The 24,972-nt window shown below is 41.6% G+C and carries 28 protein-coding genes and 1 pseudogene; 14 read left to right on the plus strand and 15 right to left on the minus strand.

Features of this window, described 5'->3' with window-relative positions; translation table 11 throughout:
• Positions 1 to 375 precede the first annotated feature (375 nt).
• The 10 genes and pseudogenes from CAL7507_RS24645 to CAL7507_RS24690 form a co-directional block, all read right to left on the minus strand.
• Positions 376 to 825 (minus strand): SRPBCC family protein, encoded by a 450-nt coding sequence (locus tag CAL7507_RS24645; protein ID WP_015131203.1) that lies wholly within the window; start codon positions 823 to 825, stop codon positions 376 to 378.
• Positions 826 to 844: 19 nt separating this feature from the next.
• Positions 845 to 1,033: a CPXCG motif-containing cysteine-rich protein gene (locus CAL7507_RS24650; RefSeq protein WP_012411100.1), complete on the minus strand. Its 189-nt coding sequence runs from the start codon at positions 1,031 to 1,033 to the stop codon at positions 845 to 847.
• A gap of 11 nt (positions 1,034 to 1,044) precedes the next feature.
• Positions 1,045 to 2,691, minus strand: coding sequence for a radical SAM protein (locus CAL7507_RS24655; protein ID WP_015131204.1), 1,647 nt, complete (start codon positions 2,689 to 2,691; stop codon positions 1,045 to 1,047).
• Positions 2,692 to 2,840: 149 nt separating this feature from the next.
• Positions 2,841 to 3,095, minus strand: coding sequence for a SemiSWEET transporter (locus CAL7507_RS24660; protein WP_015131205.1), 255 nt, complete (start codon positions 3,093 to 3,095; stop codon positions 2,841 to 2,843).
• Positions 3,096 to 3,312: 217 nt separating this feature from the next.
• Positions 3,313 to 3,789 (minus strand): annotated as a pseudogene (locus CAL7507_RS24665) (hypothetical protein); the annotation flags it as partial.
• Between the two features lie 109 nt (positions 3,790 to 3,898).
• The gene (locus tag CAL7507_RS24670; RefSeq protein ID WP_015131206.1) at positions 3,899 to 5,692 is read right to left on the minus strand and encodes a hypothetical protein; all 1,794 of its coding nucleotides are present in this window, start codon (positions 5,690 to 5,692) and stop codon (positions 3,899 to 3,901) included.
• Between the two features lie 104 nt (positions 5,693 to 5,796).
• Positions 5,797 to 6,231: a DUF29 domain-containing protein gene (locus tag CAL7507_RS24675; RefSeq protein ID WP_015131207.1), complete on the minus strand. Its 435-nt coding sequence runs from the start codon at positions 6,229 to 6,231 to the stop codon at positions 5,797 to 5,799.
• Positions 6,232 to 6,285: 54 nt separating this feature from the next.
• The gene (aroC, locus tag CAL7507_RS24680) at positions 6,286 to 7,374 is read right to left on the minus strand and encodes a chorismate synthase (protein WP_015131208.1); all 1,089 of its coding nucleotides are present in this window, start codon (positions 7,372 to 7,374) and stop codon (positions 6,286 to 6,288) included.
• Between the two features lie 146 nt (positions 7,375 to 7,520).
• Entirely contained in the window at positions 7,521 to 8,603 is a 1,083-nt protein-coding gene (psbA, locus tag CAL7507_RS24685; RefSeq protein ID WP_015126756.1) for a photosystem II q(b) protein, read from the minus strand.
• 197 nt (positions 8,604 to 8,800) lie between these two features.
• Positions 8,801 to 9,151 carry a histidine triad nucleotide-binding protein gene (locus tag CAL7507_RS24690; RefSeq protein ID WP_015131209.1) on the minus strand — a complete coding sequence of 117 codons (351 nt, stop codon included), beginning with the start codon at positions 9,149 to 9,151 and terminating at the stop codon, positions 8,801 to 8,803.
• A 55-nt stretch (positions 9,152 to 9,206) separates the two neighbouring features.
• Here CAL7507_RS24690 and CAL7507_RS24695 point away from each other — a divergent pair, with 55 nt between their 5' ends.
• From CAL7507_RS24695 to CAL7507_RS24725, 7 genes are all read left to right on the plus strand, one after another.
• Positions 9,207 to 10,745: a YifB family Mg chelatase-like AAA ATPase gene (locus tag CAL7507_RS24695; protein ID WP_015131210.1), complete on the plus strand. Its 1,539-nt coding sequence runs from the start codon at positions 9,207 to 9,209 to the stop codon at positions 10,743 to 10,745.
• A gap of 103 nt (positions 10,746 to 10,848) precedes the next feature.
• On the plus strand, positions 10,849 to 11,226 hold the full coding sequence (locus CAL7507_RS24700) for a hypothetical protein (protein ID WP_015131211.1): 378 nt from the start codon (positions 10,849 to 10,851) through the stop codon (positions 11,224 to 11,226).
• Complete coding sequence (locus tag CAL7507_RS24705; protein ID WP_015131212.1) at positions 11,223 to 11,639, plus strand: type II toxin-antitoxin system VapC family toxin; 417 nt, start codon at positions 11,223 to 11,225, stop codon at positions 11,637 to 11,639. Before CAL7507_RS24700 ends, CAL7507_RS24705 begins: the two co-directional genes overlap by 4 nt.
• A gap of 136 nt (positions 11,640 to 11,775) precedes the next feature.
• Positions 11,776 to 12,759: a YihY/virulence factor BrkB family protein gene (locus tag CAL7507_RS24710; RefSeq protein WP_015131213.1), complete on the plus strand. Its 984-nt coding sequence runs from the start codon at positions 11,776 to 11,778 to the stop codon at positions 12,757 to 12,759.
• A 69-nt stretch (positions 12,760 to 12,828) separates the two neighbouring features.
• On the plus strand, positions 12,829 to 13,353 hold the full coding sequence (locus CAL7507_RS24715; RefSeq protein WP_015131214.1) for a DUF421 domain-containing protein: 525 nt from the start codon (positions 12,829 to 12,831) through the stop codon (positions 13,351 to 13,353).
• Between the two features lie 340 nt (positions 13,354 to 13,693).
• On the plus strand, positions 13,694 to 14,989 hold the full coding sequence (gene purB / locus CAL7507_RS24720; RefSeq protein WP_015131215.1) for an adenylosuccinate lyase: 1,296 nt from the start codon (positions 13,694 to 13,696) through the stop codon (positions 14,987 to 14,989).
• A gap of 194 nt (positions 14,990 to 15,183) precedes the next feature.
• Complete coding sequence (locus tag CAL7507_RS24725; protein WP_015131216.1) at positions 15,184 to 15,735, plus strand: DUF4126 domain-containing protein; 552 nt, start codon at positions 15,184 to 15,186, stop codon at positions 15,733 to 15,735.
• Between the two features lie 131 nt (positions 15,736 to 15,866).
• Here CAL7507_RS24725 and CAL7507_RS24730 read toward each other — a convergent pair whose 3' ends face one another.
• Together CAL7507_RS24730 and hemH are read right to left on the minus strand one after the other, a co-directional pair.
• Positions 15,867 to 16,331 carry a DUF2808 domain-containing protein gene (locus tag CAL7507_RS24730; RefSeq protein ID WP_015131217.1) on the minus strand — a complete coding sequence of 155 codons (465 nt, stop codon included), beginning with the start codon at positions 16,329 to 16,331 and terminating at the stop codon, positions 15,867 to 15,869.
• A gap of 641 nt (positions 16,332 to 16,972) precedes the next feature.
• The gene (gene hemH, locus CAL7507_RS24735; RefSeq protein WP_015131218.1) at positions 16,973 to 18,139 is read right to left on the minus strand and encodes a ferrochelatase; all 1,167 of its coding nucleotides are present in this window, start codon (positions 18,137 to 18,139) and stop codon (positions 16,973 to 16,975) included.
• A gap of 94 nt (positions 18,140 to 18,233) precedes the next feature.
• On the opposite strand from hemH, the gene CAL7507_RS24740 reads away from it, so the two are divergent.
• The 3 genes from CAL7507_RS24740 to CAL7507_RS24750 all read left to right on the plus strand — a co-directional run bounded on the left by CAL7507_RS24740 (position 18,234) and on the right by CAL7507_RS24750 (position 20,576).
• Positions 18,234 to 18,857, plus strand: a complete 624-nt coding sequence (locus CAL7507_RS24740; protein WP_015131219.1) for a class I SAM-dependent methyltransferase — start codon at positions 18,234 to 18,236, stop codon at positions 18,855 to 18,857.
• 104 nt (positions 18,858 to 18,961) lie between these two features.
• Positions 18,962 to 19,480: a DUF29 family protein gene (locus CAL7507_RS24745; protein WP_015131220.1), complete on the plus strand. Its 519-nt coding sequence runs from the start codon at positions 18,962 to 18,964 to the stop codon at positions 19,478 to 19,480.
• A gap of 265 nt (positions 19,481 to 19,745) precedes the next feature.
• Positions 19,746 to 20,576, plus strand: coding sequence for a dienelactone hydrolase family protein (locus CAL7507_RS24750; RefSeq protein ID WP_015131221.1), 831 nt, complete (start codon positions 19,746 to 19,748; stop codon positions 20,574 to 20,576).
• A 530-nt stretch (positions 20,577 to 21,106) separates the two neighbouring features.
• Here the strand turns inward: CAL7507_RS24750 and CAL7507_RS24755 are convergent.
• The 3 genes from CAL7507_RS24755 to CAL7507_RS24765 all read right to left on the minus strand — a co-directional run bounded on the left by CAL7507_RS24755 (position 21,107) and on the right by CAL7507_RS24765 (position 22,876).
• Positions 21,107 to 21,328 (minus strand): hypothetical protein, encoded by a 222-nt coding sequence (locus CAL7507_RS24755; protein WP_015131222.1) that lies wholly within the window; start codon positions 21,326 to 21,328, stop codon positions 21,107 to 21,109.
• A 3-nt stretch (positions 21,329 to 21,331) separates the two neighbouring features.
• Positions 21,332 to 22,255 carry an SPFH domain-containing protein gene (locus tag CAL7507_RS24760; protein ID WP_015131223.1) on the minus strand — a complete coding sequence of 308 codons (924 nt, stop codon included), beginning with the start codon at positions 22,253 to 22,255 and terminating at the stop codon, positions 21,332 to 21,334.
• A gap of 90 nt (positions 22,256 to 22,345) precedes the next feature.
• A complete protein-coding gene (locus CAL7507_RS24765) occupies positions 22,346 to 22,876 on the minus strand; it encodes a EutP/PduV family microcompartment system protein (RefSeq protein WP_015131224.1) in 531 nt (176 codons plus the stop codon).
• Between the two features lie 233 nt (positions 22,877 to 23,109).
• Between CAL7507_RS24765 and CAL7507_RS24770 the strand changes: the two genes are divergently transcribed.
• From CAL7507_RS24770 to CAL7507_RS24785, 4 genes are all read left to right on the plus strand, one after another.
• On the plus strand, positions 23,110 to 23,307 hold the full coding sequence (locus CAL7507_RS24770; RefSeq protein ID WP_015131225.1) for an NblA/ycf18 family protein: 198 nt from the start codon (positions 23,110 to 23,112) through the stop codon (positions 23,305 to 23,307).
• A gap of 741 nt (positions 23,308 to 24,048) precedes the next feature.
• Positions 24,049 to 24,366: a hypothetical protein gene (locus tag CAL7507_RS31070; protein ID WP_015131227.1), complete on the plus strand. Its 318-nt coding sequence runs from the start codon at positions 24,049 to 24,051 to the stop codon at positions 24,364 to 24,366.
• 49 nt (positions 24,367 to 24,415) lie between these two features.
• Positions 24,416 to 24,559, plus strand: a complete 144-nt coding sequence (locus CAL7507_RS32480; RefSeq protein WP_160166358.1) for a hypothetical protein — start codon at positions 24,416 to 24,418, stop codon at positions 24,557 to 24,559.
• Between the two features lie 124 nt (positions 24,560 to 24,683).
• A complete protein-coding gene (locus CAL7507_RS24785) occupies positions 24,684 to 24,866 on the plus strand; it encodes a hypothetical protein (RefSeq protein ID WP_015131228.1) in 183 nt (60 codons plus the stop codon).
• Positions 24,867 to 24,972 lie beyond the last annotated feature (106 nt).

The following is a 24,972-nucleotide window of genomic DNA, read 5'->3' on the forward strand; positions in this document are numbered from 1 at the left end:
AAATTGACGCAACTGAGGAACGCTACGCTAAATTCGGCGGTGTCTAGCAAGCTACAATTTTTTTGCAACTTATGCACTGTACAAATTAAGCATGGTATGCATTTACGAAAATAGGTCGTTTTAGGTTTTGATTAATCCAACTTTGATCGTCAACAGACTCACATGGAGGGTACAGCAGTGCTGTGCTACTACGATATATGTATATGCGGTTTTTAAAACAATGCATATTTAGAGGGCGGAGTTTCCCCGCCCCTACAGGCTTTGCGATTTAAAACTGTATCTCACTGAGATGAAAACCGCTACATTGTATATTATGAATCAGCGATCGCTTGTGGCATCATCAGTAGAAAAAAGAAATCAAGCAAGTGAACTCTACTATCGCGATTCGCACTCTCGTTTAGTCACATAATGACGGTAGCGAAACATAGCTTCTAGTTGCGTTTGCACTAACCAACCACTGACAAATTCCACTGCTTCTCCACCAGGCATAGAAAAGGAAATAGCATCAGTTAATCTGGTTTTGCCATTTTCCAGTGCAAATTCATGTCGATGTACCCAAGATTCAAAAGGCCCGGATATTTGTTCATCAATGAACAGGTGATATTTTTCGTGTTTAGTGTGACGCGCTAACCAAGTCAAGGGTAATAGGCCAAGAAATAGGCGAAATTCTGTAATTGCACCCGCCTCCAGTCCCCCCTCACGCCGGATTACTTGAACGGGTTGCCAAGGAGGAGTCAGCAGTTGTAGGATATCTGATCTTTCGTGAAATTTCCAAACTACTTCTGGTGGTGCATTAATGATTGAAGAATGTTGAAAGTGCAGCATGGAATGAAAAACCTAAAATTCAACTTTCGGATTCAGTATCAATTTCGATATCTAGGGTATCTTCATCAACCCGCACATACAAAATATTTGGGTTACAACAAACTTGACAATCTTCTACATAAGATTGCTGTCCTCCTGCGCTCAAATCAATAAAGGTTAAGTTAGGTTCACCACAATAGGCGCAGTAATACTCAGCTGTGTTTTGCATCTAGTTTTCAACTATGAATTTAATGGCTGTAGTTGCTTACCAGAAGAGTCGAAATGACTAGTGGCATCAGCCAAGTGTTTCAGTAGTGTAGACTGTGGTAGCGGCCCTTGCAAGTGACTCCAGGGTAGTATTTGCTCTGTTGACCAGTTGGTGTGGACGTAAAAATCTAAGTCGGGAATCTGTCCTTTGAGTTGTTTAAAAGCACGCTTGTAGCTACCCAGAGAGTCACCAAAGTTGCGAGTAAGTTCTAGTAGCTGGGAAAGTCGGCGATCGCCTCTCGACAACATAGTTTGTATAATAGACCAGTTATAGCTTTCTGGGCGAAACTCTATCCCTTGCGGTTTTAACTGTTTTTGTAACATCTGCAACCGCTTTTCGGCTTGTCGATTCACCCCAAACCACTGAAACGGTGTGTGCGCTTTGGGTACAAAGGTGCTGCATCCCAGTGTTAACCGCAATCCAGGAACTGCTTTTTTAATACCCCGCATCATTGCCACAGTTTGCTCTAAATCTTCTGCTTCCTCACCGGGGAGTCCTACCATTCCATAGAGTTTTAAGCTTGATAATCCCCCAGCTTTGGCGTTTATCGCTGCTTGGATGATTTCATCGTTATTTAGCTTTTTATTGATGATTTGGCGAATTTTTTCTGAGCCACTTTCTACTGCTATGGTAAGCGATCGCGTGTCTCTTTTCGCCAAAGTTTCTGCTAGCTGCACTGTCACGGTATTTGTTCGCACTGAGGCGATACTCACACGCACATCATCATACTTTGGCTGACTGATATAATCTAATAATGTCTCAAATTCAGGATGCTGGGTAACAGAAGCACCCAATAACCCTAGCCGCTTTGTAACTTGTAACCCTCTTTCAATAGCTGGAATTAATGAGCCTTCCAAGCTAGCAGTTCTAAAAGGTAAAGTGAGATAACTCGCCAAACAGAAGCGGCACATTTCAGGACAACTTCTCACCACCTCCACCATATAAATATTTTCCCATGCCGCTTTTTCTGTCACCACAGTTGAAGCTGATAGGGTATTTCCTCGATAAGTCTGTTTTTGCACAACGGCGGGAATTTCTGCGTCAATTGGTTTTATTGACTTTACCTCACCATCTGCGGCGTGATATTCCACCTCATACAAACTAGGAACATAAATTCCTGGTATTTGTGCAAGTGCTTTGAGTTGAGTTTGTCGAGGAGCGTTTCTGACTTCTTTATAAGTGGTAATAAAATCTCCCAGCAGGTTTTCCCCATCACCTAACAAAATCACATCAAAAAAATCGGCGTAGGGTTCAGGGTTAGCAGTGAGGACAGGCCCGCCACCAAAAATTATGGGATGATGATCATTGCGGGAATTTGACCTGATGGGAATTTCTAAAGATTCCAGCAAATTTAAAATATTCACATAATCCAGTTCCCACGAAATCGAAAATCCGACAATTTCCGGCTTTCTGGGTAATTGTTCGTGAATATCAGTAAATAGGCGACTCACCTGCACATCATCACGCATTGCCAAAGTTGCCCATACCACCTGATAGCCTAGGCTAGTGATACCCACAGTGTACTCATTGGGAAAAGCAAAAATCAGTGGGATAGCGTCGGTGTCTGGGGTATTGGGGGTGAATAAGAGGCGTTCAGAGGCAAATGCAGATGATGTCACAGGTGTTTTGTTGGGGGTGTTTTTAATAATCTAGGCTAATAGAAATCGCACTTGAACAGCCAAAGTCATTTTAGTCCGTGCAGGTGGTCACTGAGCTTGTTGAAGTGCGGACTTTGTTTGTGTAGCCGCCACTTCCAGTCGCCAAGGCTTCATCTATATTTAATTTTAAGCCATAGAATTATCAAGTTAAAAGATAATGTAGCAGCATTTGCCAAAATTATCGGCAATTGTTGCAGGATAATGCCATATATCAGCCACAAGAATATGCCTGTATTGAAACAAATTAACATGAGAAACGAAACATCTTTCGCTGATTTCGTCTGCCATATTTTCATCATTTGCGGTAAGAAGGAAACTGTAGTTATCGAAGCCGCAACTAATCCTAAAACTGTGACAAAATCCATTAATGCACCCCTATAAAATCATGCCATAATTTGTTGAGTGCATTAGGCGATTAATAACACACTCTACTGGTTTGTCAAGATATTTTTGAGATATTCGTAGTAAGCACTAAAGTGCTTAAAAATCAAGGACTAAAGTCCTTACTACAAACACGTATAACCATCAAAATTAATGGGACAGACTACTACTCTCATTAGATATTTTTGAAATTGGCATTTCCTAGCGAAACCTAGCAATTAATTCTTCACGGGATAATTGCAATAGTAAGGGGGTAAACTCTTCTGGTGGTAACGCTAATAAAGGTGCAATAATTGCTTGTAGTTCATTGTCTAATTCACCAAAGCGAACTTTGAGTAAGTTTTCCACTACTAAGCGTTCTCCTTGTTGAAGTCCTGTTTGCAATCCTGTTTGTAGTCCTCGTTGTTCGCCTTCTTGTATGGCCTGTTCACGGTCTTGTTGGTAAAGTGGTGCTAATCGCATAAGCAATTCCCTATCGTCTGCATCTCGATTTAGAGTAACTTGTAAGTTTTGTTGTAAGTTGTACAGCAATTCTAGCGCTGTTTTTCGGAATGGGTTAGTAGGGAGAAGTGCTTCTAGTTCATCAATTGCTTGTTTTTGCACGTTTCCCCTACCGATGATTCTCAACCACAAGGTTTGTGGAATGGTAGGTAATTGGTGAATTGCCACTATGGCTGTGCTGCTTGAACTTCGCTATAAGGTGTGAGTAATTGTTCTAGGTAGTCTTTGGCAAATTGGTCATGAATGAATCTGGTCATTTGTTGAAATTTTGGCGATGAAACCCAGTTTACTTGCTATTATTATCCTGCATTTTTTTGAGATAAGATTTAGCCCAAGAATAGCGCTGTGAATCTTTTTTTAGTAAATATTCTGCTGCTTCATGTCGCTTATTCTCATCTTTTGTACTTCTGATTACTCGTTTTTTCTCAGCATCTATATCTTCAGTTTCAGCCCCACGCTCAATGGCTTTTTCAAACCAATAATCCCCTTCTTCATAGTCATATTTGTCATAACATATAGCACCCATTAAGGTGTAAGGCTGATGACTATCAGGTTGATATTCAACAGCTTTTCTAGCACAAACTTCTGCATCAGCTAATTTATCAACATCTCTGAATGCTGCACCTCTAGTGACTGAAATGGCTGATTTGAGATTACTGTCATTGACTCTATTTAAGTCCAGATTAGTAAGTTTTAAAGCCTGTTCAGGTTCATTTGCTTTCCGCCAATAACCACTGGCTGTAGGAATATGCCATTTGTGTCCAGTACGGTTAAGTTCCTGTTCATAAAACTCTGCTTCAAGTCTGTAATACGCAAGAGCGATTTTACCGCCAGGAGATAATAGATCCTCTTCCATAAGCTGTAAAACTAACTTAGGATCTAACCGTTCTTTTTTCTCTAATTTGACCATGATCGCGTAAAATGGCTCTAGCGGAAGTAAAGGATCTACCAATCCATATTTTCTTTTAAGCGCTGCAAAGTGCTTGTGTTGGGATAAAATAATGATATCTTCATATTCATTATTTCTCAGCCAGTCAATTTCTAAATCGCTCAGAAATACTCCTGATAATATCTTTGACTTCAAAACAAAAGCATATTTTTTGTTAGAAATTTTAATTGTCTCAGGTAGTTGAGACTGTCTTAAAAAACTAATATCCTGCTCATTTAAATGAGTTTCTGAATCAAGTTTTTTAAGAATCGTATATAAATAACTGGTAGGTGATAAATCTTGATATTGGCTAGCTTTATACTTTGCCTTCAATGCAATAAATTCTCTTTTTCGTTCGAGTTCTTCAGCAATGGCAATTGTTTCGGTAAGTCCTTGCTGTTCTAACCAGTAAATTTCTGAATAAATTAATTTTTTGTCCGCATCAAGTTTTTGCAGTATTTGATATAGTTGACCTGATAAGGATGTGTCTAGGTGTTGGCTTGCTTGATACTTATTCTTTAGCTGGGTAACTTTAGCCCGTCTTGCAGACTCTTGTTTTTCAGAAATTTCTATAGCTTCAAAAAGTTCATTATTTAGCAGCCACTCATATTCAGAGTCACTTAAACTTGTTTCTGTGTCTAGTTTTTTTAGTATTTTATAAAGTGGGCTATCAGGATATGAGTCTTGATACGTGGTGGCTTGATACTTCTCCTTTAGATCAGCAAAGCGTTTTATATCTTGAACAATTACAACTGTTTGAGTAAGATGATTATCTTGTAAGAATTTGACTTGTGAATCAGTCAAACTATTTTCTGATTCAAGTTTCCAAAGTATCGGATATAAAACACTGCTTACTGATGATTCCCAATTTTTGGCAACTTTATACTTAGCTTTGAGTTGATAAAATTCAGCTTCTAGCCTTTTTGCTTCTTCTTTTTTAAATTGCTCTATCCAAATAATTTCTATTGTTTGTAAAAGTTCATGCTCTTGCAACCAATCAAACTCTAAATCACTAAGCTCAATTCCTAAATCAACTTTACGCAGTATGAGATACAGCAGACTAGAGGGTGACGAATCTTGATATTGAGTTGCTTGATACTTGGACTTTAAAGCAGCAAAATGTTTTAAGCGATTTTGAGAATCTTTGTCCATGTTGATAGCAGATGCGATCGCACTTCTTTACAGGTGTTATTCGCTACTATAACAACACTGAGAAAAAATGGCGATGAAGAAACTGTAATTTTACCTCTAGTTAATTAGAAGCTTGGGCCAATTATCTGCTCAATTGTCAAAGGACATTCAACAGGAAAAGTCTCGATAGATTTTTGAGTTTCTTTAGCTGCATCTCGACAAGCGCGGCGGTAGTATTTTTGTATCCACACTGGGTCTTGAAGAAACCGCTGCAAACTAGGAGTATCTTCCAAGCAATCTTGAATTTTATCTCGACAATTTGAGATGGTATTATCCCAGCTTTTAGTTCTGCGTTCAGGTTGATACTGGCATTTAAGCAAGTGCATTAATAGCACCTGTAAATAGCTGCCGAGTTCTTTCTGTTCACTGCGACCCAAAGCTTCTAGTTCCTCTACCAAGTGTTCGATATCTAAATCAGCCCAATATCCTTTCTTTAAATACTCGCTTTGTTGTTGTGTCCACAATAGAAAGTCTTGGTTGTAGCTCGTTGCTTTATTCATCAACGATCGCCCTTCTTTACTCAATGCAACGCTGTACTAGATATCTTAACATTGTCAAAATACCTGACACTGTCCATGATTGCGTAACAGATGATCGCACAACACTAAAGCCACCATCGCCTCAACCATTGGAACTGCGCGAGGTAACACACAAGGATCATGGCGTCCTTTCGCAGCTAATAGGGTTTCTTCACCCTCACGAGTGACAGTTTTCTGTTCTTTTCTAATTGTTGCTGTTGGCTTAAACGCAACTCGCAAAATAATATTTTCGCCGTTGGAAATTCCGCCTTGAATCCCACCAGAACGGTTGGTGACGGTGCGGATTTCGCCTTGTGCATCAATATAAAATTCGTCGTTATGTTCAATTCCTGTTAGCAGTGTCCCCGCAAAACCTGAACCAATTTCAAAGCCTTTGCTAGCCGGGAGAGACATCACAGCCTTAGCAATATCAGCTTCCAATTTATCAAATACTGGTTCGCCCAAACCTTTGGGGACATTCCGCGCTACACATTCAACTACGCCGCCAATAGAATCACCTTGTCTACCAGTTTGCTCAATTAATTCAATCATGCGATCGCCTGTTTCACCATCAGGACAGCGGACGATGTTGCTTTCTACTTGTTCTAAGGTGACGGTATTGGGGTCAACTACGCCTTCCAAATCCTTGATACGCTTGACGTAGCCGATAATTTCCACATTAGCAACTTGACGAAGAATTTTTTTAGCGATCGCACCTGCTGCAACTCTACCAATTGTCTCACGCGCTGATGACCTACCCCCACCCTGCCAGTTACGAATACCATATTTGGCATCATAAGTTGCATCGGCGTGAGAGGGACGATACTTCTGCACCATGTCGTCGTAATCTTGGGGACGCGTATTGTTGTTCCGTACTAAAATTGCAATGGGCGTTCCCAAAGTTTTGCCCTCAAACACTCCAGATAATATCTCACAGGCATCCGCTTCTTTCCGAGGCGTAGTAATCTTACTTTGTCCTGGACGTCGCCTGTCTAACTCAAACTGTATTTCCTCTGCGGAAATTTCCAATCGTGGAGGACAACCATCAATCACAACTCCCACACCACCGCCGTGGGACTCACCAAAAGTAGTAATGCGAAACAGATGCCCAAAAGTGTTGCCCATGATGTTGAGGAGATACAGTCTGGAATATGTATTTTACCTGAACTTTCGCTTTAACTTCAAAGACAAGCAAAACAAGTTGCATCAACTAAAAAACGCCCCCCGTTACCGGGAGGCGCTTTTTTTCTAAGCTATGATGCAGTTAAAAATTAACCGTTGATAGCAGGAGCAGTCAGAGCCACAGGAGCAACATCACCAGCAGCCAAATCTAGGGGGAAGTTGTGAGCGTTACGCTCGTGCATCACTTCCATACCCAGGTTAGCGCGGTTGATCACATCAGCCCAAGTAGCGATGACGCGACCTTGAGAATCAATCACTGATTGGTTGAAGTTGAATCCGTTCAAGTTGAACGCCATTGTGCTGACACCCAAAGCTGTGAACCAGATACCAACTACTGGCCATGCTGCGAGCAAGAAGTGCAGTGAACGGCTGTTGTTGAATGATGCGTATTGGAAGATTAAGCGACCGAAGTAGCCGTGGGCTGCAACGATGTTGTAGGTTTCTTCTTCTTGTCCGAACTTGTAACCGTAGTTCAAGGATTCGGTTTCGGTGGTTTCACGAACTAAGGAAGAGGTTACCAAAGAACCGTGCATTGCAGAGAACAATGAACCGCCGAATACACCTGCTACTCCCAACATGTGGAAGGGGTGCATCAAGATGTTGTGTTCTGCTTGGAACACGATCATGAAGTTGAATGTGCCGGAGATACCCAAGGGCATACCGTCGGAGAATGAACCTTGACCGATGGGGTAGATCAAGAATACTGCTGCTGCAGACGCTAGAGGCGCGCTGTATGCTACGCAGATCCAAGGACGCATTCCTAAACGGAAAGACAATTCCCACTGACGACCTAGGTAGCAAGCACATCCGATCAGAAAGTGGAATACTACTAGTTGGTAAGGTCCGCCGTTGTACAACCACTCGTCTAAGGAAGCTGCTTCCCAGATTGGGTAGAAGTGTAAGCCGATGGCGTTGGAGGATGGAACTACTGCTCCGGAGATGATGTTGTTTCCGTAGATTAAGGAACCTGCTACTGGTTCACGGATACCATCTATGTCTACAGGGGGTGCTGCAATGAAGGCGATGGTGAAACAAACGGTTGCGGCTAGCAAGGTGGGGATCATCAATACGCCGAACCAACCGACATAAATCCGGTTCTCGGTGCTGGTGATCCACTCGCAAAACCGATCCCATACGTTAGCGCTACTGCGCTGTTGTAAGGTGGTTGTCATTTTTTTATGAGTGCTTTATGTGTTTATGATTTTGGGTGAGCAATTTTGCTTACCTATGAATCAACATTAGTGGCTTTATTTATTTTTGTAAAGCATTTTTAATTAAGTATTAGTTATGACACATATATGATTTTACTATCAATCAACAAAAGAGACGCGATCGCTCGCGTCTCTAACATAGAACTCATAAAGCTGAATCAACCAGGAGGCCATGCTAGATGGCGTCCACCCAGAATATGCAGATGTAAATGGTAAACTGTTTGACCACCATCAGCACCAGTGTTGATGACAAGGCGATAGCCGTTTTGCAGTCCAGCTTTTTTAGCAACCAGCTTGGCTGTTAACAAAAGATGCCCTAAAAGAGCAGCATCTTGAGATTCGACCTCAGCTAGTTGGGTAATGGGTTTTTTGGGAATCACAAGGATGTGAACCGGGGCTTGCGGGTTAACGTCTTTGAAGGCCAGCGCTAAATCATCTTCATAGACAATGTCCGCTGGAATTTCCCGACGAATGATTTTGCTGAAAATTGTCTCTGTGGTTTCACTCATGCTGATTTAGTTATTCATCTGCTAGAGATTCTAAAGGTTTATTCTTATAGAAGAAATGCTTGCCAGAGTCTGGAGTGCATCAATTGTCGGCATCGATGCCGTTAAAGTAGGGGTAGAAGTCGATGTGTCAGGGGGATTGCCGGGAATTGTCGTTTTAGGACTCCCGGATAGTGCTGTCCAAGAATCGAAGGAGCGGGTAAAGGCAACTCTCAAAAATGCTGGTTTTGCCTTCCCTATGCGGAAGATTGTGATTAACTTGACTCCGGCTGATTTACGCAAGGAAGGGCCAAGTTTTGATTTACCGATCAGTGTGGGAATTTTAGCAGCTTCCGAGCAAGTTAGTGGTGAGTTGTTGGGTGATTATCTATTTTTAGGGGAAGTATCTCTAGATGGTAGTTTACGCCCCGTTGCAGGAGTTTTACCTATCGCTGCTACTGCCCAAAAGATGGGAATTGCAGGTTTAGTTGTCCCGGTTGATAACGCCCAAGAGGCAGCAGTGGTGAAAGGATTGGCTGTTTACGGCTGTAAAGATTTGCCTGAAGTGGCTAATTTTTTAAATAATCCGGGAGCTTACAAACCTGTACAAATTGATGAGAATGTGGGGACGTTGCATTCGACATCTTTACATTGTAGTGGTGCAGATTTAAAGGATGTGAAAGGACAAGCTCATGCTCGTCGCGCCTTAGAAATTGCAGCTGCCGGTGGACATAATTTAATCTTTGTGGGACCGCCTGGAAGTGGCAAAACTATGCTAGCAAGGCGTTTGCCGGGTATCCTCCCGCCACTGGGTTTTGCGGAAGCTTTAGAAGTGACTCGCATTCATTCTGTCGCTGGTTTATTGAAAAATCGCGGCTCGTTGGTACGCGATCGCCCTTTCCGCAGCCCCCACCACTCAGCTTCTGGCCCTTCGCTTGTTGGTGGTGGTAGCTTTCCCCGCCCTGGGGAAATTTCTCTATCACATCGAGGTATTCTTTTTCTGGATGAACTCACGGAGTTTAAACGGGATGTTTTGGAATTTCTCCGTCAACCGCTAGAGGATGGCTACGTCACAATTTCCCGCACCAAACTGTCTGTGACGTTTCCTGCCCAGTTTACATTAGTAGCGAGTACTAATCCTTGTCCTTGTGGTTTCTACGGCGATACCATACAACCATGTACCTGTTCGCCTCGACAACGCGAACAATATTGGGCAAAACTTTCTGGCCCGTTAATGGATCGGATTGATTTACAAGTAGCTGTGAATCGCTTAAAACCAGAAGAAATCACCCAACAACCGACGGGAGAAGCTTCAAAATCAGTAGCCGAAAGAGTCCAACAAGCACGCGATCGCGCCACGAATCGTTTCCAAGGAGAAGCTGATCTGCGTTGCAATGCTCAAATGCAGAGTCGTCATCTACAGAAATGGTGCAAGCTAGATGATGCGAGTCGTGGTTTATTAGAAGCAGCAATTAAAAAATTAGGATTATCAGCAAGAGCAAGCGATCGCATTCTCAAAGTGGCACGAACTATTGCAGATTTAGCTGGTGATGATGATTTAAAACCCCAGCATGTAGCAGAGGCGATTCAGTATCGCACGATAGATAGGATGCAGTGAGGGTATTGGTCAAGAGTCAAGAGTTATTGCCTATTGCCTCTAATCTCCTCGTAGCACGAAGTAAGGCTATGATTTTTATAGATTTAGTGGCAATCCCAGCTTTATGGAAATCAAAACTGTAACAAAATCAGAGACTGCAAATTTAAAAGTCAACATTTTGCTGGAGACTAGAGATGATGGTAGTGCGATCGCATCTATTTTAGAGCTTCCACAGTATCATGTCGAAGCAGCAACTCGCGGACAGGCGCTGTTGATGCTAGAACAGCTTTTGGTTCAACATCTGGAAAAAGTTGAAGTCACCTCGATGGAAATCAAATTACCTCAAACTGAGCAATCTCAAAGACCTTGGATGAAATTTGCTGGAGTGTTCAAAGACGATCCAGACTTTGACGCAGTTCAGCAGTATATTCAAGAATATCGTCAAGAATTGGATGCTGATGAGAATGCAGTAGATTCTGGTACGGAGAGGGAAGCAGTTTGAGTCTTTGGATTCTCGATACTGATAGCGTTTCTCTTTTCCAGGGAGGAAATTTAGCAATTGCTCGTCGCCTCAATATTATGGATGCCAGCGAAATAGCGATTACAATCGTTACGGTCGAGGAACAATTTCTTGGACGATTTCAAGTTATTCGACGAGCGACTTCTGATGATTTGGTTTCTGCTTATGAAAAACTACAAATAACGTTTGATAGTTTGAAAAGCTTCAATGTCTTAAGATTCACTCCTGAAGCACAAAAACTATATACGAATCTACTTCATCAAAAGATTAAAGTTGGTCGCCAGGATTTACGGATTGCCGCAATCGCTCTTTCTGTCAATGGAATTCTGGTTACGCGGAACAATCGGGACTTTTGTCAAGTACCCAATTTAACTTTAGACAATTGGACTTTATAATTTGATCGCTATAAAGTTTTAAATTCTTCCTCCAGGATGCTAGACAAACACCCTTGGGAGGATTTTGTAGTGCAGTAAATAAAGTATCAAATATATCAGGAGTAAAGCGACATCCCCTTAGCAGGAGACTTGTTAAATGAATTTGCAGTCGATTTGGCAGCTGTTGCAAGAGACATTGAAAGAATGGAGGGAGGACAAGGCCTCACGATTAGCGGCTGCATTAGCTTATTACACAATTTTTTCGATTGCACCTTTGCTGATTATTGTAATTGCGATCGCTGGCGCTGTTTTTGGAGAAGAGGCCGCCAGAGGTGAAATTGTCCGCCAAATTCAAGGTTTAGTCGGCAGAGATGGCGCAGAGTTTATCGAAATAGCGATCAAAAATGCTAACAAGCCACAGACAGGAGCGATCGCTTCTATGATTAGTGTTGTCATCTTATTATTAGGTGCGACGGGTTTATTTACCGAGTTGCAAGATGCCCTCAACACAATTTGGGAAGTGAAGCCAAAACCTGGACGGGGTGTAAAAAATGTTGTCCGTCAGCGATTTCTATCATTCGCCTTAGTTTTAGGTATTGGATTTTTGCTACTAGTATCGCTGGTAATTAGTGCAGCGTTATCCGCACTAGTGACTTTCTTTAGTAACTTGATACCCGGTGTAGATTTTATCTGGCAAATTGTCAACTTTTTGCTTGGTTTTGCCATCACTACATTGCTGTTTGGATTAATTTTTAAAGTCCTACCTGATGTCAAAATTACTTGGGGTGATGTTTTAATTGGCGCATCTCTCACCTCACTATTGTTCTCTATCGGCAGGTTTTTGTTAGGGCAATATTTAGGTAACAACAGTTTTGGTTCAACCTATGGTGCTGCTGGTTCACTGGTTGTGATCCTCGCTTGGGTTTATTATGCTGCCCAAATTCTCTTTTTTGGCGCGGAGTTTACCCAGGTTTATGCGAGAAGATATGGCAGCGGCATAGTTCCAGATAAGAATGCTATCCCTGTTAATAATAAAATTCCTAGTAATCAAGGAAGAAGTCGTAATAGTAGTGCTAATAAGAAGACTGGTTCTAGCTTGATTAATCGCCTCATGAGGTATTTTAGGAAATCACCGCACTAGAAACTAATACGTTAGTGATCATAAAATTCTCAATTATTAAAGTCTTATAAAAAGGATAAATTAACTCTAATGGAAAATTGGTTTTTTATTAATTGGCGCGCAATTTTTGTTCCTAGCATTAGTGTTCTAGAACTATTTATCCGTGGGTCTCTGGTTTATTTGGCTTTATTTTCTGTGCTACGCTTCCTTCCTAGCAGACAATTAGGAACGCTAGGAATTACTGATTTGCTGGTGGTTGTGTTATTTGCTGAGGCTGCCCAAAATGCAATGACTAGTAATTATACATCTATTACTGAAGGAGCTATCCTAGTAGGAACTGTAATTGTTTGGAGCTACTTATTTAACTGGTTAGGTTACAAACTTCCTGAGTTTCAGAAAATCCTTAATCCTCCGCCTTTGCTGCTGGTAAAAAATGGTCGGATGATTCAGCGGCATTTGCAAAAAGAATTGATTACTAACGATGAATTGATGAGTAAGTTACGTCAGCAAGGTGTAGAATTTTTGACTGATGTGAAATTAGCATTTATGGAAGCTGACGGTAGCATTAGTATCATTACATCTGAATCACAAACTAGTATTACGGATAAGCAATAGGTTAAGTAGAGGTGCATGGGGCAGGAAGCAGGGGAGAGATAAGTAACCACGCAAAATTAATTACAGTCATTGCGAGCGAAGCGAAGCAACCGCAATGGTTGGGATTGCTTCATTTCGCTTCGCTCCATTCGCAATGACATTGTGTAATTAATTATGTTTAACTACTTAACTAATAACTCTTGACAAATGACCAATACCTCGGCTCCGCTCGGTACAAGTGACCAATACCTCGGCTCCGCTCGGTACAAGTGACCAATGATAACCCTTACGAGTTAACTTTATTTGCGCCAATACAGTTAATTAAAATGTAAAATATGACGGTTGTATTCTGTGGCGGATTGTGATTGAGCGTTATACTTTGCCCGAAATGGGCAATCTGTGGAGTGAAGCTTATAAATTAAAAACCTGGTTGCAAGTGGAAATTGCTGTCTGTGAGGCTCAAGCTGAACTTGGCTACATTCCATCCCAGGCGGTTGAGGAAATTAAGGCAAAGGCGAATTTTGACCCCAAGCGAGTCCTAGAAATTGAAGCTGAAGTCCGCCACGATGTCATTGCTTTCTTGACAAATGTTAATGAGTATGTTGGTGATGCGGGACGTTATATTCATTTGGGTTTAACGAGTTCAGATGTGCTGGATACGGCTTTAGCATTGCAATTAGTTGCGAGTTTGGATGTTTTATCGCAACACTTAGGATATTTGATTGAGGCAATTCGCCAAAAGGCTAAAGAACATCGTTATACGATAATGGCTGGGCGATCGCATGGTATTCATGCAGAACCAATTACTTTTGGTTTTAAGCTAGCTGGGTGGTTAGCAGAGGTTTTGCGACACCAAGAACGCTTGAGAATTTTACGCGAAACGATTGCTGTGGGTAAAATTTCTGGTGCGGTAGGAACCTACGCCAATATTGAACCACGTGTAGAAGCGATCGCTTGCCAAAAACTCGGACTCCAACCCGATACAGCTTCCACACAAGTTATTTCCCGCGATCGCCATGCTGACTATGTGCAACAATTAGCCCTAGTAGCAGCATCTATTGAACGCTTTGCTGTAGAAATTCGCAATCTGCAAAAAACAGACGTTTTGGAAGTCGAAGAATTTTTTGCCAAAGGTCAAAAAGGTTCCTCTGCTATGCCGCACAAACGGAATCCCATCCGTTCAGAACGACTCACAGGAATGGCGCGACTGGTGAGAAGTCATGCTGGTGCAGCGTTGGAAAACATCGCCCTATGGCACGAGCGAGATATTTCTCACAGTTCTGTAGAACGGGTGATTTTGCCAGATGCTTGCATTTTGACGCACTTCATGCTTGTAGAAATCACCGAATTGGTGAAAAATCTACTAGTCTATCCTGAAAACATGGCGCGGAATCTCAACTGTTATGGTGGCGTGGTTTTCAGTCAGAAAGTGCTACTTGCCTTAATAGAAAAGGGAAGTAGTAGAGAAGAAGCTTATGCGATCGTCCAAGGAAGCGCTCACATAGCTTGGAACAAGCCAGAAGGCGATTTCCACGATTTAATTAGCAAAGACCCGCGTGTTACGCAAAAGTTATCTCTAGCAGAAATTGAGGTGTGTTTTGACCCTAAGCAGCATCTCAAACATCTAGAAGAGGTTTATCAACGTTTGGGTATTTAGAACGAATTGGTCATTGGTCACTTGTACCGAGCGGAGCCGAGGTATTGGTCATTTGTGAAGAGTTATTAATTACTTCTCCCTGCCCCCTGCCCCCTCCCCATTCCCCTAACCAAAGAGCTTGGTCACTCATCGCTAAAATATGGGAAGTATGAATAATAACTATTTGCCAGCTTAGTAGCACTCTGGATGTCGTGATGATTGAAATCCTAGCAACACTTTCTGCTTCTGCAGCGGCAGGAATTAGAGTGGGTATGCCTTTGCTAATCGTTGGATTATTGCAAGGCAGTCAAGTTTGGTCAGAAATCCCAATTTTATCTCGAATTTCCCCACCTGTCTTGCTAGGTTTTTTGACTGTTTGGTCATTGATTGAGCTATTTGCTTCAAAAAAGTTGTTGGGACAGCGATCGCTACAACTAGTTGAGTTATTATTTTCCCCTATTGTGGGGGCAATTATGGCGTTAGCAGTAGCTTCGGCAAACATAGCACCCAACTGGCTAATTGCCTTGATTGGGGGCTTGCTAGCTTTGGTACTGCAGCTAGTCCAAATTGGTTGGTTCTATCGCCTGCGTGGTTTACCGTTATGGGCAGTGTTTCTGCAAGATATTTTGTGCGTTGTACTCGTACTGCTTGCCTTTAAAGCACCTTGGTCTGGAGGATTAATTACTTTACTCCTCCTCTGGTTCGCAGTTCGTAGCGCTCAACAGTGGTATGACTGGTATTGGCAAAGGGGAAGGAGAATTCATTGACATTCACACTTGATGAATAGATTAAGGGTAGGTTTAATCAAGCGATCGCACTTTTTCATCCATACCATAAATGCGATCGCATTGCTGCTTTAGCTGGTCGTAATTCCCGACAGATATTGCTTGCAAAAGGTCTAAAATACCTGAACCCTAGCTAAACCATAGGGAATCTCTTGTCTAAAGCCAGGATATCCACCAGCAACCTCATAGTTGTAAACGCCAATAGGAACCACTCCAGAAGACAATGACAAATCTGCAAATGTAATTTTTAGAGTAGTTTGTGGCGGAATTGGTTGAGCGAAATTGACTCTAATTATGTTGCCTTCTCTGGAGATATTAGACTCGATTGCTTGACCAGATTGATCATTAATTTGAATTCTGTCTCCGACGCTAATGAAATCTGGCGGACGAACCGTAATAAAAGATAAAGGCTGATCTCCTGTATACACGCTAATCATATGGGCATCCATGTAACCATTTGTGCTGCTAATCCGGGGCGCACTTGGGCTATACTGAGCTTGTTGTCCCTGAGCTACAGATGGCAAGGACATAGTGGCGATCGCTAGGCTAAGAGTTGAAAAGCAAATCAATTTTTTCATTACCTACCTCCAATAAATAAAATCAATCAAGAATCAGCTTCATTATCCAAAGCTTGCATTTAGCTACTTCCCTGAAATCTCATCATTTACATCTGCCTATATAAAGTGAGAGAATTTTGCACAGTAGTTCATTTTTTAATCATTGTTGATTCCAGCATGAATAAAAAACAGCAGCGCAAAGTCAGCACTTGTTGAATAAATTAAGCGCTATCGTTCCTCAACAGAAAACATCTAGTTTTTGAGGATTCTACACTCTATATTTATAGGCAGTAGGAAATTTACTCAGGTGAATCTGGCTAGACTAAATTACACCAACACACAGCTAAATATTGCGATTTTATTTCAGCAACTTTAGTGTGCATATAGTTTTTAGCCCCATGCAACTCGGCATAAGTTATTCTTGAAACTCTTCAATTACACTCTATAAAAGTCAAAAGATTATTGCTTCTGACCAAGGGGATATCTATCCTACACATCTCAATGTTGTAGGGTAGATTATGAATTTGCCCCATCTACCAAAGGTCATAAATAGGGACTCTAGGGTGTTTTTACCTTAATTTCACTGTATTGATGGATGACAAAAGTTTTGTCCAGCATCGAAACTTCTCTGATGCTGGTTAATGTTTTTGCAGATATTTAATTTACTGCAAAAGCCCAATCATATGTAATAGTCCATGACCAGTAATCATTTCGATGATTAAGGCAATAAAACCAAGCATCGCAATCCGACCATTCCAGACTTCAGCACTACTTGTTATACCCCATTCCCAACGCTCTTGGGGGTACATTTTGACCCTTTTTTTCATTTGAGCCGCTTGTGAAAGCTTGAAACTGGGTTGTTGGAGCGCATCAAGCACTAAATCTGCCAGTGCTTTAATAAATACTGGATGGGTGTTGGGAGCGGGTACACGCCGGAAGTTATGAATTCCCGACTCCTCAGCTACCTCCCGATACTCAATGTCAATTTCTTGGAGTGTCTCAATATGTTCTGAGACAAAACTAATCGGTACGACAACCAAATCTTTCACGCCTTGTGCGCCTAGTTCTTTAAGCGCATCTTCTGTGTAGGGTTGGAGCCATTCCACAGGGCCGACCCGACTTTGATAAGCTAAGGTATGAACATTTGGTCGATTGAGGGTTTGCATAATTAGGAGAGTGCATTCCTCAATTTCTTGCTGATAAGGGTCGCCAGCTTCTTCTACATAGCTTTTGGGCACACCATGAGCGCTAAAGAAGATATGAACTGTATCCGGGTTGGGAAATTGATCGATTTCTTGGGCTATGAGTTCCGCCATCGCCTGGAGGTAGCCTGGTTCTTTGTACCAGGAGGGAATGACGGTATATTCAATAGGTTGAAGTTTTGGGTTTTCTTGCCAAAGTTTTTCTAAGAGTCGGAAGCTAGAGCCACTGGTACTGATGGAAAATTGAGGATAAAGTGGTAGGATTACCAAGCTTTCGATATTATCTTGGGCAAGCTGGGCGATCGCTTCTTCAGTATAGGGATGCCAATAACGCATTCCTACGTAGATATTGGCTTCTTGTCCCAAATCACTCAACTTTTCTTTGAGTGCTTCTCCTTGAGCTTCTGTGATTCGCCGCAGTGGCGAACCGCCGCCTATCTGCTTGTAGTTTGCTTGCGATGTTTTGGTTCGCCGGGTAGCAATAAACCATGCTAAGGGTTTTTGCAACCAACTAAATGGTAGGCGAATAATTTCTGGATCAGAAAACAGGTTAAACAAAAACGGTCCGACATCTTCTAGCTTATCAGGACCACCGAGATTGAGTAATAATACGCCTACACGACCCATAGCAGTTACTTTCCCCCAATCCTTTCAGTTTTTTTACTAATGTTAACAATATATCTTTATTAAATATAAAGGTTAATTGGTAAGGAAAGATGTGATGGCAACAATTTTAAGAGATTGGAGTTACCGCTATCAGTGGCTGTATGATGCAATATCGAGTTTAGCCGCTTTGAGTGTTGGTGGTGAAGCCCGTTTTCGGCAACTAGCTTTGCAAGGCTTAACGATTCACTCAGATACTAAAATCCTCGATTTATGTTGCGGTAGTGGTCAAGCAACGCGGTTTTTGGTAAAATTTTCACAAAATGTAACAGGACTAGATGCCTCTCCGCTATCTTTGAACCGAGCGCGACGGAATGTACCTATTGCTTCCTATGTGAAAGCTTTCGCTGAAGATACGCCCTTTGTAGATAATGAGTTTGATGTGGTGCATACCAGCGTTGCTATGCACGAGATGGAAAGCGAGCAATTACGCAAAATTATTCATGAGGTTTATCGCATCCTTAAGCCGGGAGGGGTGTTTACACTGGTGGATTTTCACGCTCCCACAAATCCGATATTTTGGCCTGGAGTGTCATTGTTTTTGCTGTTGTTTGAAACGAAGACAGCTTGGGAATTACTGAAAACAGATTTGCCTGCTTTGTTAACAGAGATTGGGTTTAAGGTGGGTGAACCAACTTTGTATGCAGGTGGAAGTTTGCAGGTAATCCAGGCGACGAAGTGAAAGATACCGCCAGATTTATGGCAGGCCTCTAGCCTGCCGCTAAAATCAATTATGGGTGATTGTTATATTGAGATTAGCATAATGAAATTTTGAGGTTAATAAAAATGACACAAGAACTAATAGACCTCAGAACTTGTATCCAAGAAGGAAGATATGCAGATGCCTTGGCAATTGTGGATGAATTAGAGGGCATGAGCAAACAAGCCATTCTCCGTAATATCCAAGCTTATTTAAGAATTTTGTTAATTCACCTAATTAAGAATCAAATAGAACAGCGGTTAACAAATTCTTGGGCTGCTTCTCTTCGCAATTCAATTGTGGGAATTAGAAAACTCAATCTAAAAGATAATAAAAAATCATATTACATCAATCAAGATGAGTGGGATAGTTGGCTGGAAGATGAAATTGAATTGGCGATTGCTGATGCCAGTGTGGAAGTTTTGAATGGCATTTACAATGAATTCAAACTTGCCGAAATTGTGAATAGAATTGAGGTAATCGAAGATGCAAAGAGGTTTATAGCGCTAACATATCCTTATACGATTAAAGAATTAACGAAGGTTATAGCTGAAAATTTGACTCAGCTACCCGGTGGAGAAGATTGGCAAGCAGGTAGGCAGTGAGCGAAATCGCCTATCTAGCGTAAAATATTAGAAGATGCGATCGCTGCCCATAAATTAGGATTTGTTATCCTCTTTGCTAGACAGAAAAGCCGATATTACTGTAACTTGATAGACAAACCGTAGTTTGGTTTAATGTTAATGCACCCATGAAAGGTAATCAAGTTTTCGCCACTACAAAGGTGAAGTCGCCATAGACTGAGAATTAAGATTTCCAGGCAATTCTTCGGAAACACTAAATATTGCAACTCCATACCTCGATATAAACATGAAAGAAATAACACGCCGCAAATTTATCGCCACAGCCACTGTGGCGACTGGTTTTGCGCTTGCAGTCCAACCTGTTTCTGCCAAAGTCATCACTACTGATACTAAAGGGTTGGTAGCTGGGGCAGTGAAAATTCCCGTAAAAGATGGTGAAATTCCTGCTTATAGGGCGCAACCAGCCACTGGTAGCAACTTCCCGATTGTGCTGGTGATCCAGGAAATATTTGGTGTACACGAGCATATTCAGGATGTCGCCCGTCGCTTTGCTAAGTTGGGATATTTAGCGATCGCTCCAGAATTGTTTATCCGTCAGGGCGATGTCTCCAAGTTAAGCAGCATTGATGAAATTCGCCCTATTGTCGCCAAAGTACCAGATGCTCAAGTATTATCCGATCTTGATTCTACGGTAGATTGGGCCGTGAAGTCCGCTAAAGGTAACGCCAACAAATTGGGAATTACAGGCTTCTGCTGGGGTGGTCGGATTACTTGGTTATATGCAGCACATAATCCCAATGTTAAGGCCGGTGTGGCTTGGTATGGGCGACTAGTGGGTGATGCTACCGAACTCACACCCAAGCATCCTGTTGATATTGCATCAACGCTGAAAGTCCCCGTTCTTGGACTCTATGGCGGCAAAGATACAGGCATTCCCCTAAATACAGTAGAGCAAATCCGCGATCGCCTCAAGTCCAGCAGCAGCAAATCGGAAATCATTGTCTACCCGGATGCACCTCACGCCTTTTTTGCCGATTATCGCCCTTCCTACCGCGAGAAAGAAGCCAAAGAAGGCTGGAAACGCCTGCAAACATGGTTTAAGCAGTATGGCGTGTAATTAGAGATGAGGAAGATAGGGAAGATAAAGAAATAAGCAATAGGACTAGCCCTTTCAAGGTGAACAACGTATCTTCGTTGTTTCAGTGCGATCATCCTGAGTTATCCGCTCAGATTTTGGGCTTTTTGAAGGTTGAAATAACCAATTTTCGTGCCGAATTTCACCACCTTGAAAGGGCTAGCAATAGGACTAGCCCTTTCAAGGTGACAAACGAAGATACGTTGCTTTAGTGTGATCATCCTAAGTTATCCGCTCAGATTTTGGGATTTTTAAAGGTTGAAATAACCAATTTTCGTTCCGAATTTCACCACCTTGAAAGGGCTAGCAATAGGACTTACGCATTGACAGGAAATGCAAAATATGAATGATAAACAGAACACATCTTTCGTAGGGGTTTAGCAGTGCTAAACCCTCCATAGTGCGGATCTGTTTACCATCAAAGTCATGATTGATCAAAACCGGAAATTTCTAATTTTGGTTAATGCATACAATAATTAATTTTTACAGTGCGTAAGTCCTAGCAATTATAATTACCCCTCATCCCCTTTATCTCCCACATCCCCATCAGTTTGCTGTTTCTCGGAGGCTTTTTGACGCTTGTGTTCCTTCCATCTACCACTCTTACGTGCTGCTTCAGTTAAAAGAAACTCAATTTGAGCATTGACACTCCTTAAATCGTCTGCTGACCATTTCTCTAGGACTTCGTAAAGCTTGAGGTCTAAACGCAATAAAAACCGTTTTTTCTGACTCATTTCTTAGGTATAAAGGCTGCCAGTGTTAATTACAGGCTGGGCATTTTGATCCGAGGCTAAAACAACCAACAGATTATTGATCATAGAGGCTTTACGTTCTTCATCCAATTCCACAATTTGCCGTTCACTTATCCGCTTGAGAGCTTCATCAACCATTCCCACGGCACTTTCAACTATCTGTCGCCTCGCATCAATAATCGCTTTGGCTTGTTGACGACGCAACATAACTTGAGCTATTTCGGGAGCATAAGCTAGGTGAGAAAGTCTCGCCTCTAAAATTTCGACTCCAGCAACCTCTAATCGAGTCTGTAATTCTTTCTGTAGGAAAAGCGCAATTTCGTCAGGAATTCCCCTTAAAGAAGGAATGGATGCTTCGTCAGGAGCGTCGTAAGGATAGCGATTCGCTAAAGCGCGAATTGCTGTCTCACTTTGGATAGCAATAAACTCTTCATAGTTATTGACTGCAAATTGAGACTTAGCTGAATCTACTACCTGCCACACTACCACCGCCCCAATCTCTATAGGACTACCTTGAGCATCATTGACTTTTAGTTGCTTGGTATTAAAGTTGCGAACTTTTAAAGAAACTCTGCGTTTAATAGTCAAGGGGTTAGTCCACCAAAAACCAGCCTCACGCACACTACCCACATAACGACCAAAAAAGACTAGTACTACTGCTTGGTTTGGTTCAAGTGTAAAAAAACCTGATATGGAAGGGATTACCACTGCTATGAGTGTTACTCCTAACCATGCACCTAGTTCTGCATCAAAAAAATCTCCTACTCTCAATTCTCTCCCCAATCCTGCTATCAATTCATGTAATGTTGACCAAGCTAGCCATCCGCCGCCAATCGCTATGGCTAATACAAGCATAAGAGCTAAGAAGCCGTTGACTTTAAACGCCGGAACTTCCGTGATTCTCTCCATAATCTACTCCTAAGATTCGACTATTTTGTTATCAAAATGATATCACTTTGACTACAAAATAGTAGCACTGACAAGGAGATGTAGTTAACTTTACAAAATGTGTAACCTAGATAACCAAGTTTGAGCATCTGCAGGCGAGTGCAAATGTACAAATTTCAAATGAGTATATTCAGGCTCTTGCAATAAAGATGTATATTTCCGGCGATTTTTGTTGTAAGTTTGCAGCACCCACAACAAAATAGAATCGCGGCTAAAAAAAGATTTTTGCCATGTCTCGCGATTACCATTGCAGACTTCTTGTTGTGTTACTACCCGCGAAAGTGTCCGCCACAATATCCGACACATCACCACTGGCCAAGAATAGTCCAGCCAGACAACCGTATCAGCCCTTGCCCAAAAGATATCCCGAACTATGCTGTAATTACCATCTACTACCCAGCTACTGCTAGATAGTGCTTGAGAAACCCTCTGGCGCATCACATTGTTTGGTACTTCTATCCAATTGGGTTCCCAGTGCAAATAGTCTAATTCCACATGAGGAATGGTAAGACGTTGAGATATTTGCTTGGCTAACGTCGTTTTACCAGAACCACCGGTACCGACTATGGAAATACGCTGCATTTTTAGAAATATTTTATTGAGGCTGGGCAACACTGCCTATTTTACTACTTTAAAACTGGGGCATAAATGCGTAGCAGTGAGAGGGCTTTAACTGTAATTTGCACAGTCACATATCATGATCAGCCAAAAGTGTCGATTTATGTAAATAATTTGTTATACTAATTTACATAAGGTAACAAATTTGCAACATCAACTTGACAACTTTCACCCTAAATGGGTCATAAGAGGCAGTAATGGATCAAGCTATCGAACTAACTTTAGAGCAAGAATTTAGCATTCGTTGTTTTGCTGGCCAAGTGCAGCAAATGTCCCGCGAACAAGCTCAAGAGTTTTTGATCTTGCAGTATAAGCAGATGATGATTCGGGAAACGATGTTTCAGGAAATCCTCAAACACAATTGGAAACTAGATATCGATTCCACCTCCCTGTAAAACGGGGAGTAGTCCTGGCTTTACGCAACTAAGTAAATCAATACAGTCACAAAATCTAGTTTTGTGACTGTATCTATATAACTGGTGGTAGGCAAAACATAGCTATTTTAAACGTTTTGAGCGATATCCTCACTCAGCCCCCATGAAAAATCTCTAAGAGATTAGGCGATCGCTACCCCGGAAATAGTAACTACCCTTTATCAGAAAAGTAGCTATTTTGCAAGATTATTGTTATACTTGTTTACATGATAACCGACTTAGATTTCAGATCTCCTGAGCTATTTGGTCCTGTTGTTTTCAGACCTGATTTTAATAGCTTTAAGACTATCAACGCTTCCCAAGCTTGGTCTCTATTCTTTACAGGTGGTAGAGAAGACAAGCAACTAGATTCTAACCCTCGAATAGGCCTTTTCTTTACTAGCATTTTGCTAGCTCTTGGAATTTCAGGGTTCGCCAGAACATTGATTCTCCGGACTTTCTTCCCTGCTTAAGTGCTTGACTAATAGTTAGTACGATGTTTTTCTGAACCACCAATAAAGTTGGTGGTTCAAATTTTCAGTGTGTCTCCACTGAGATTTGATCAACAGGATAGTTTCGACTACCAACCTACAAATATTTTAAAGTCTGAATAGCGTTCAAGATATCAAGATAAATATTCATATAAGAGGATGTTTTAAACATATACAAAAGGTACGCTTGCCAAGCATCCTCCAAGATTCGGTAACTTAACTAGGGGAATTAATGTTAGAACTCAACATCTTGACAGTATTCTCAACTACTTACTGTGTTGGCATTTGTGCTTTTTTAATTCCAGCCAACCTAATTGCTACATCGTTGGCAATAGGTTTAACATTATTGTGTCGTCCAGCTATTGAGATTTGGCTAACTGTCATAATTGCGAGTGTCTTTTCTCTCTTGCTGATACTGCACGTCTTTGCTTGGTTTATGATTGGAGTTGTCATGGCTCCCACATATATTTTATTGGTGCTAGCAAGCATCTGTCTGTCCGCAAATTTAGGAGCAATTCTCCTAAGCAGACGCTTTGCTCCCTGCGTATAACTAAGATACGGTTAGCTTTTATTTAAATCAGCGCTTGGCAACTAAAACCATGAGGAGTCAAGCGATAATAGATAAACTAATCTTGGAAGATGGTACTCAATCCGAGTTTAGAATTAATGTCAAGTGGTATGTATCTGTACATTCCCGCCCTTTAAATATTCATATGCGATCGCCTACAATGGCTTTCCTCTAGACAACTTTGACACGTGTCTGCTTCACTAGTATAAGACAGTACATTGAGTACTGAATGCTAGAATTGAACAAGGACAGAAGATATAATAAATCAATGTAACATATGTAGTATATATTAGCAGATTATGGAAATGGCAAGAAATAACCCACTAGATATATGCCACATTAGCCCTAAAGTAAGAGAGCTAATTAGGCAATATGCTGCTGTTAATAACTGTACGCAGACTGAAATGCTAGAGCGGATTATTTTTGAGTGGAACGCCCAACAGAGTGAGAGCGAAAGACCTCCAGGAGATGAAGATGAATAGCTATTCACATAATTAACGCAGTGTTAATTCCTGCATAAGTAAAAGCTGAAATAGAGCATACTATTCGTGGGGTGGTGATTATCTAGAATCACTGCCCCACTACTGT

Source organism: Calothrix sp. PCC 7507 (assembly GCF_000316575.1).
Taxonomy (GTDB): Bacteria; Cyanobacteriota; Cyanobacteriia; order Cyanobacteriales; family Nostocaceae; genus Fortiea.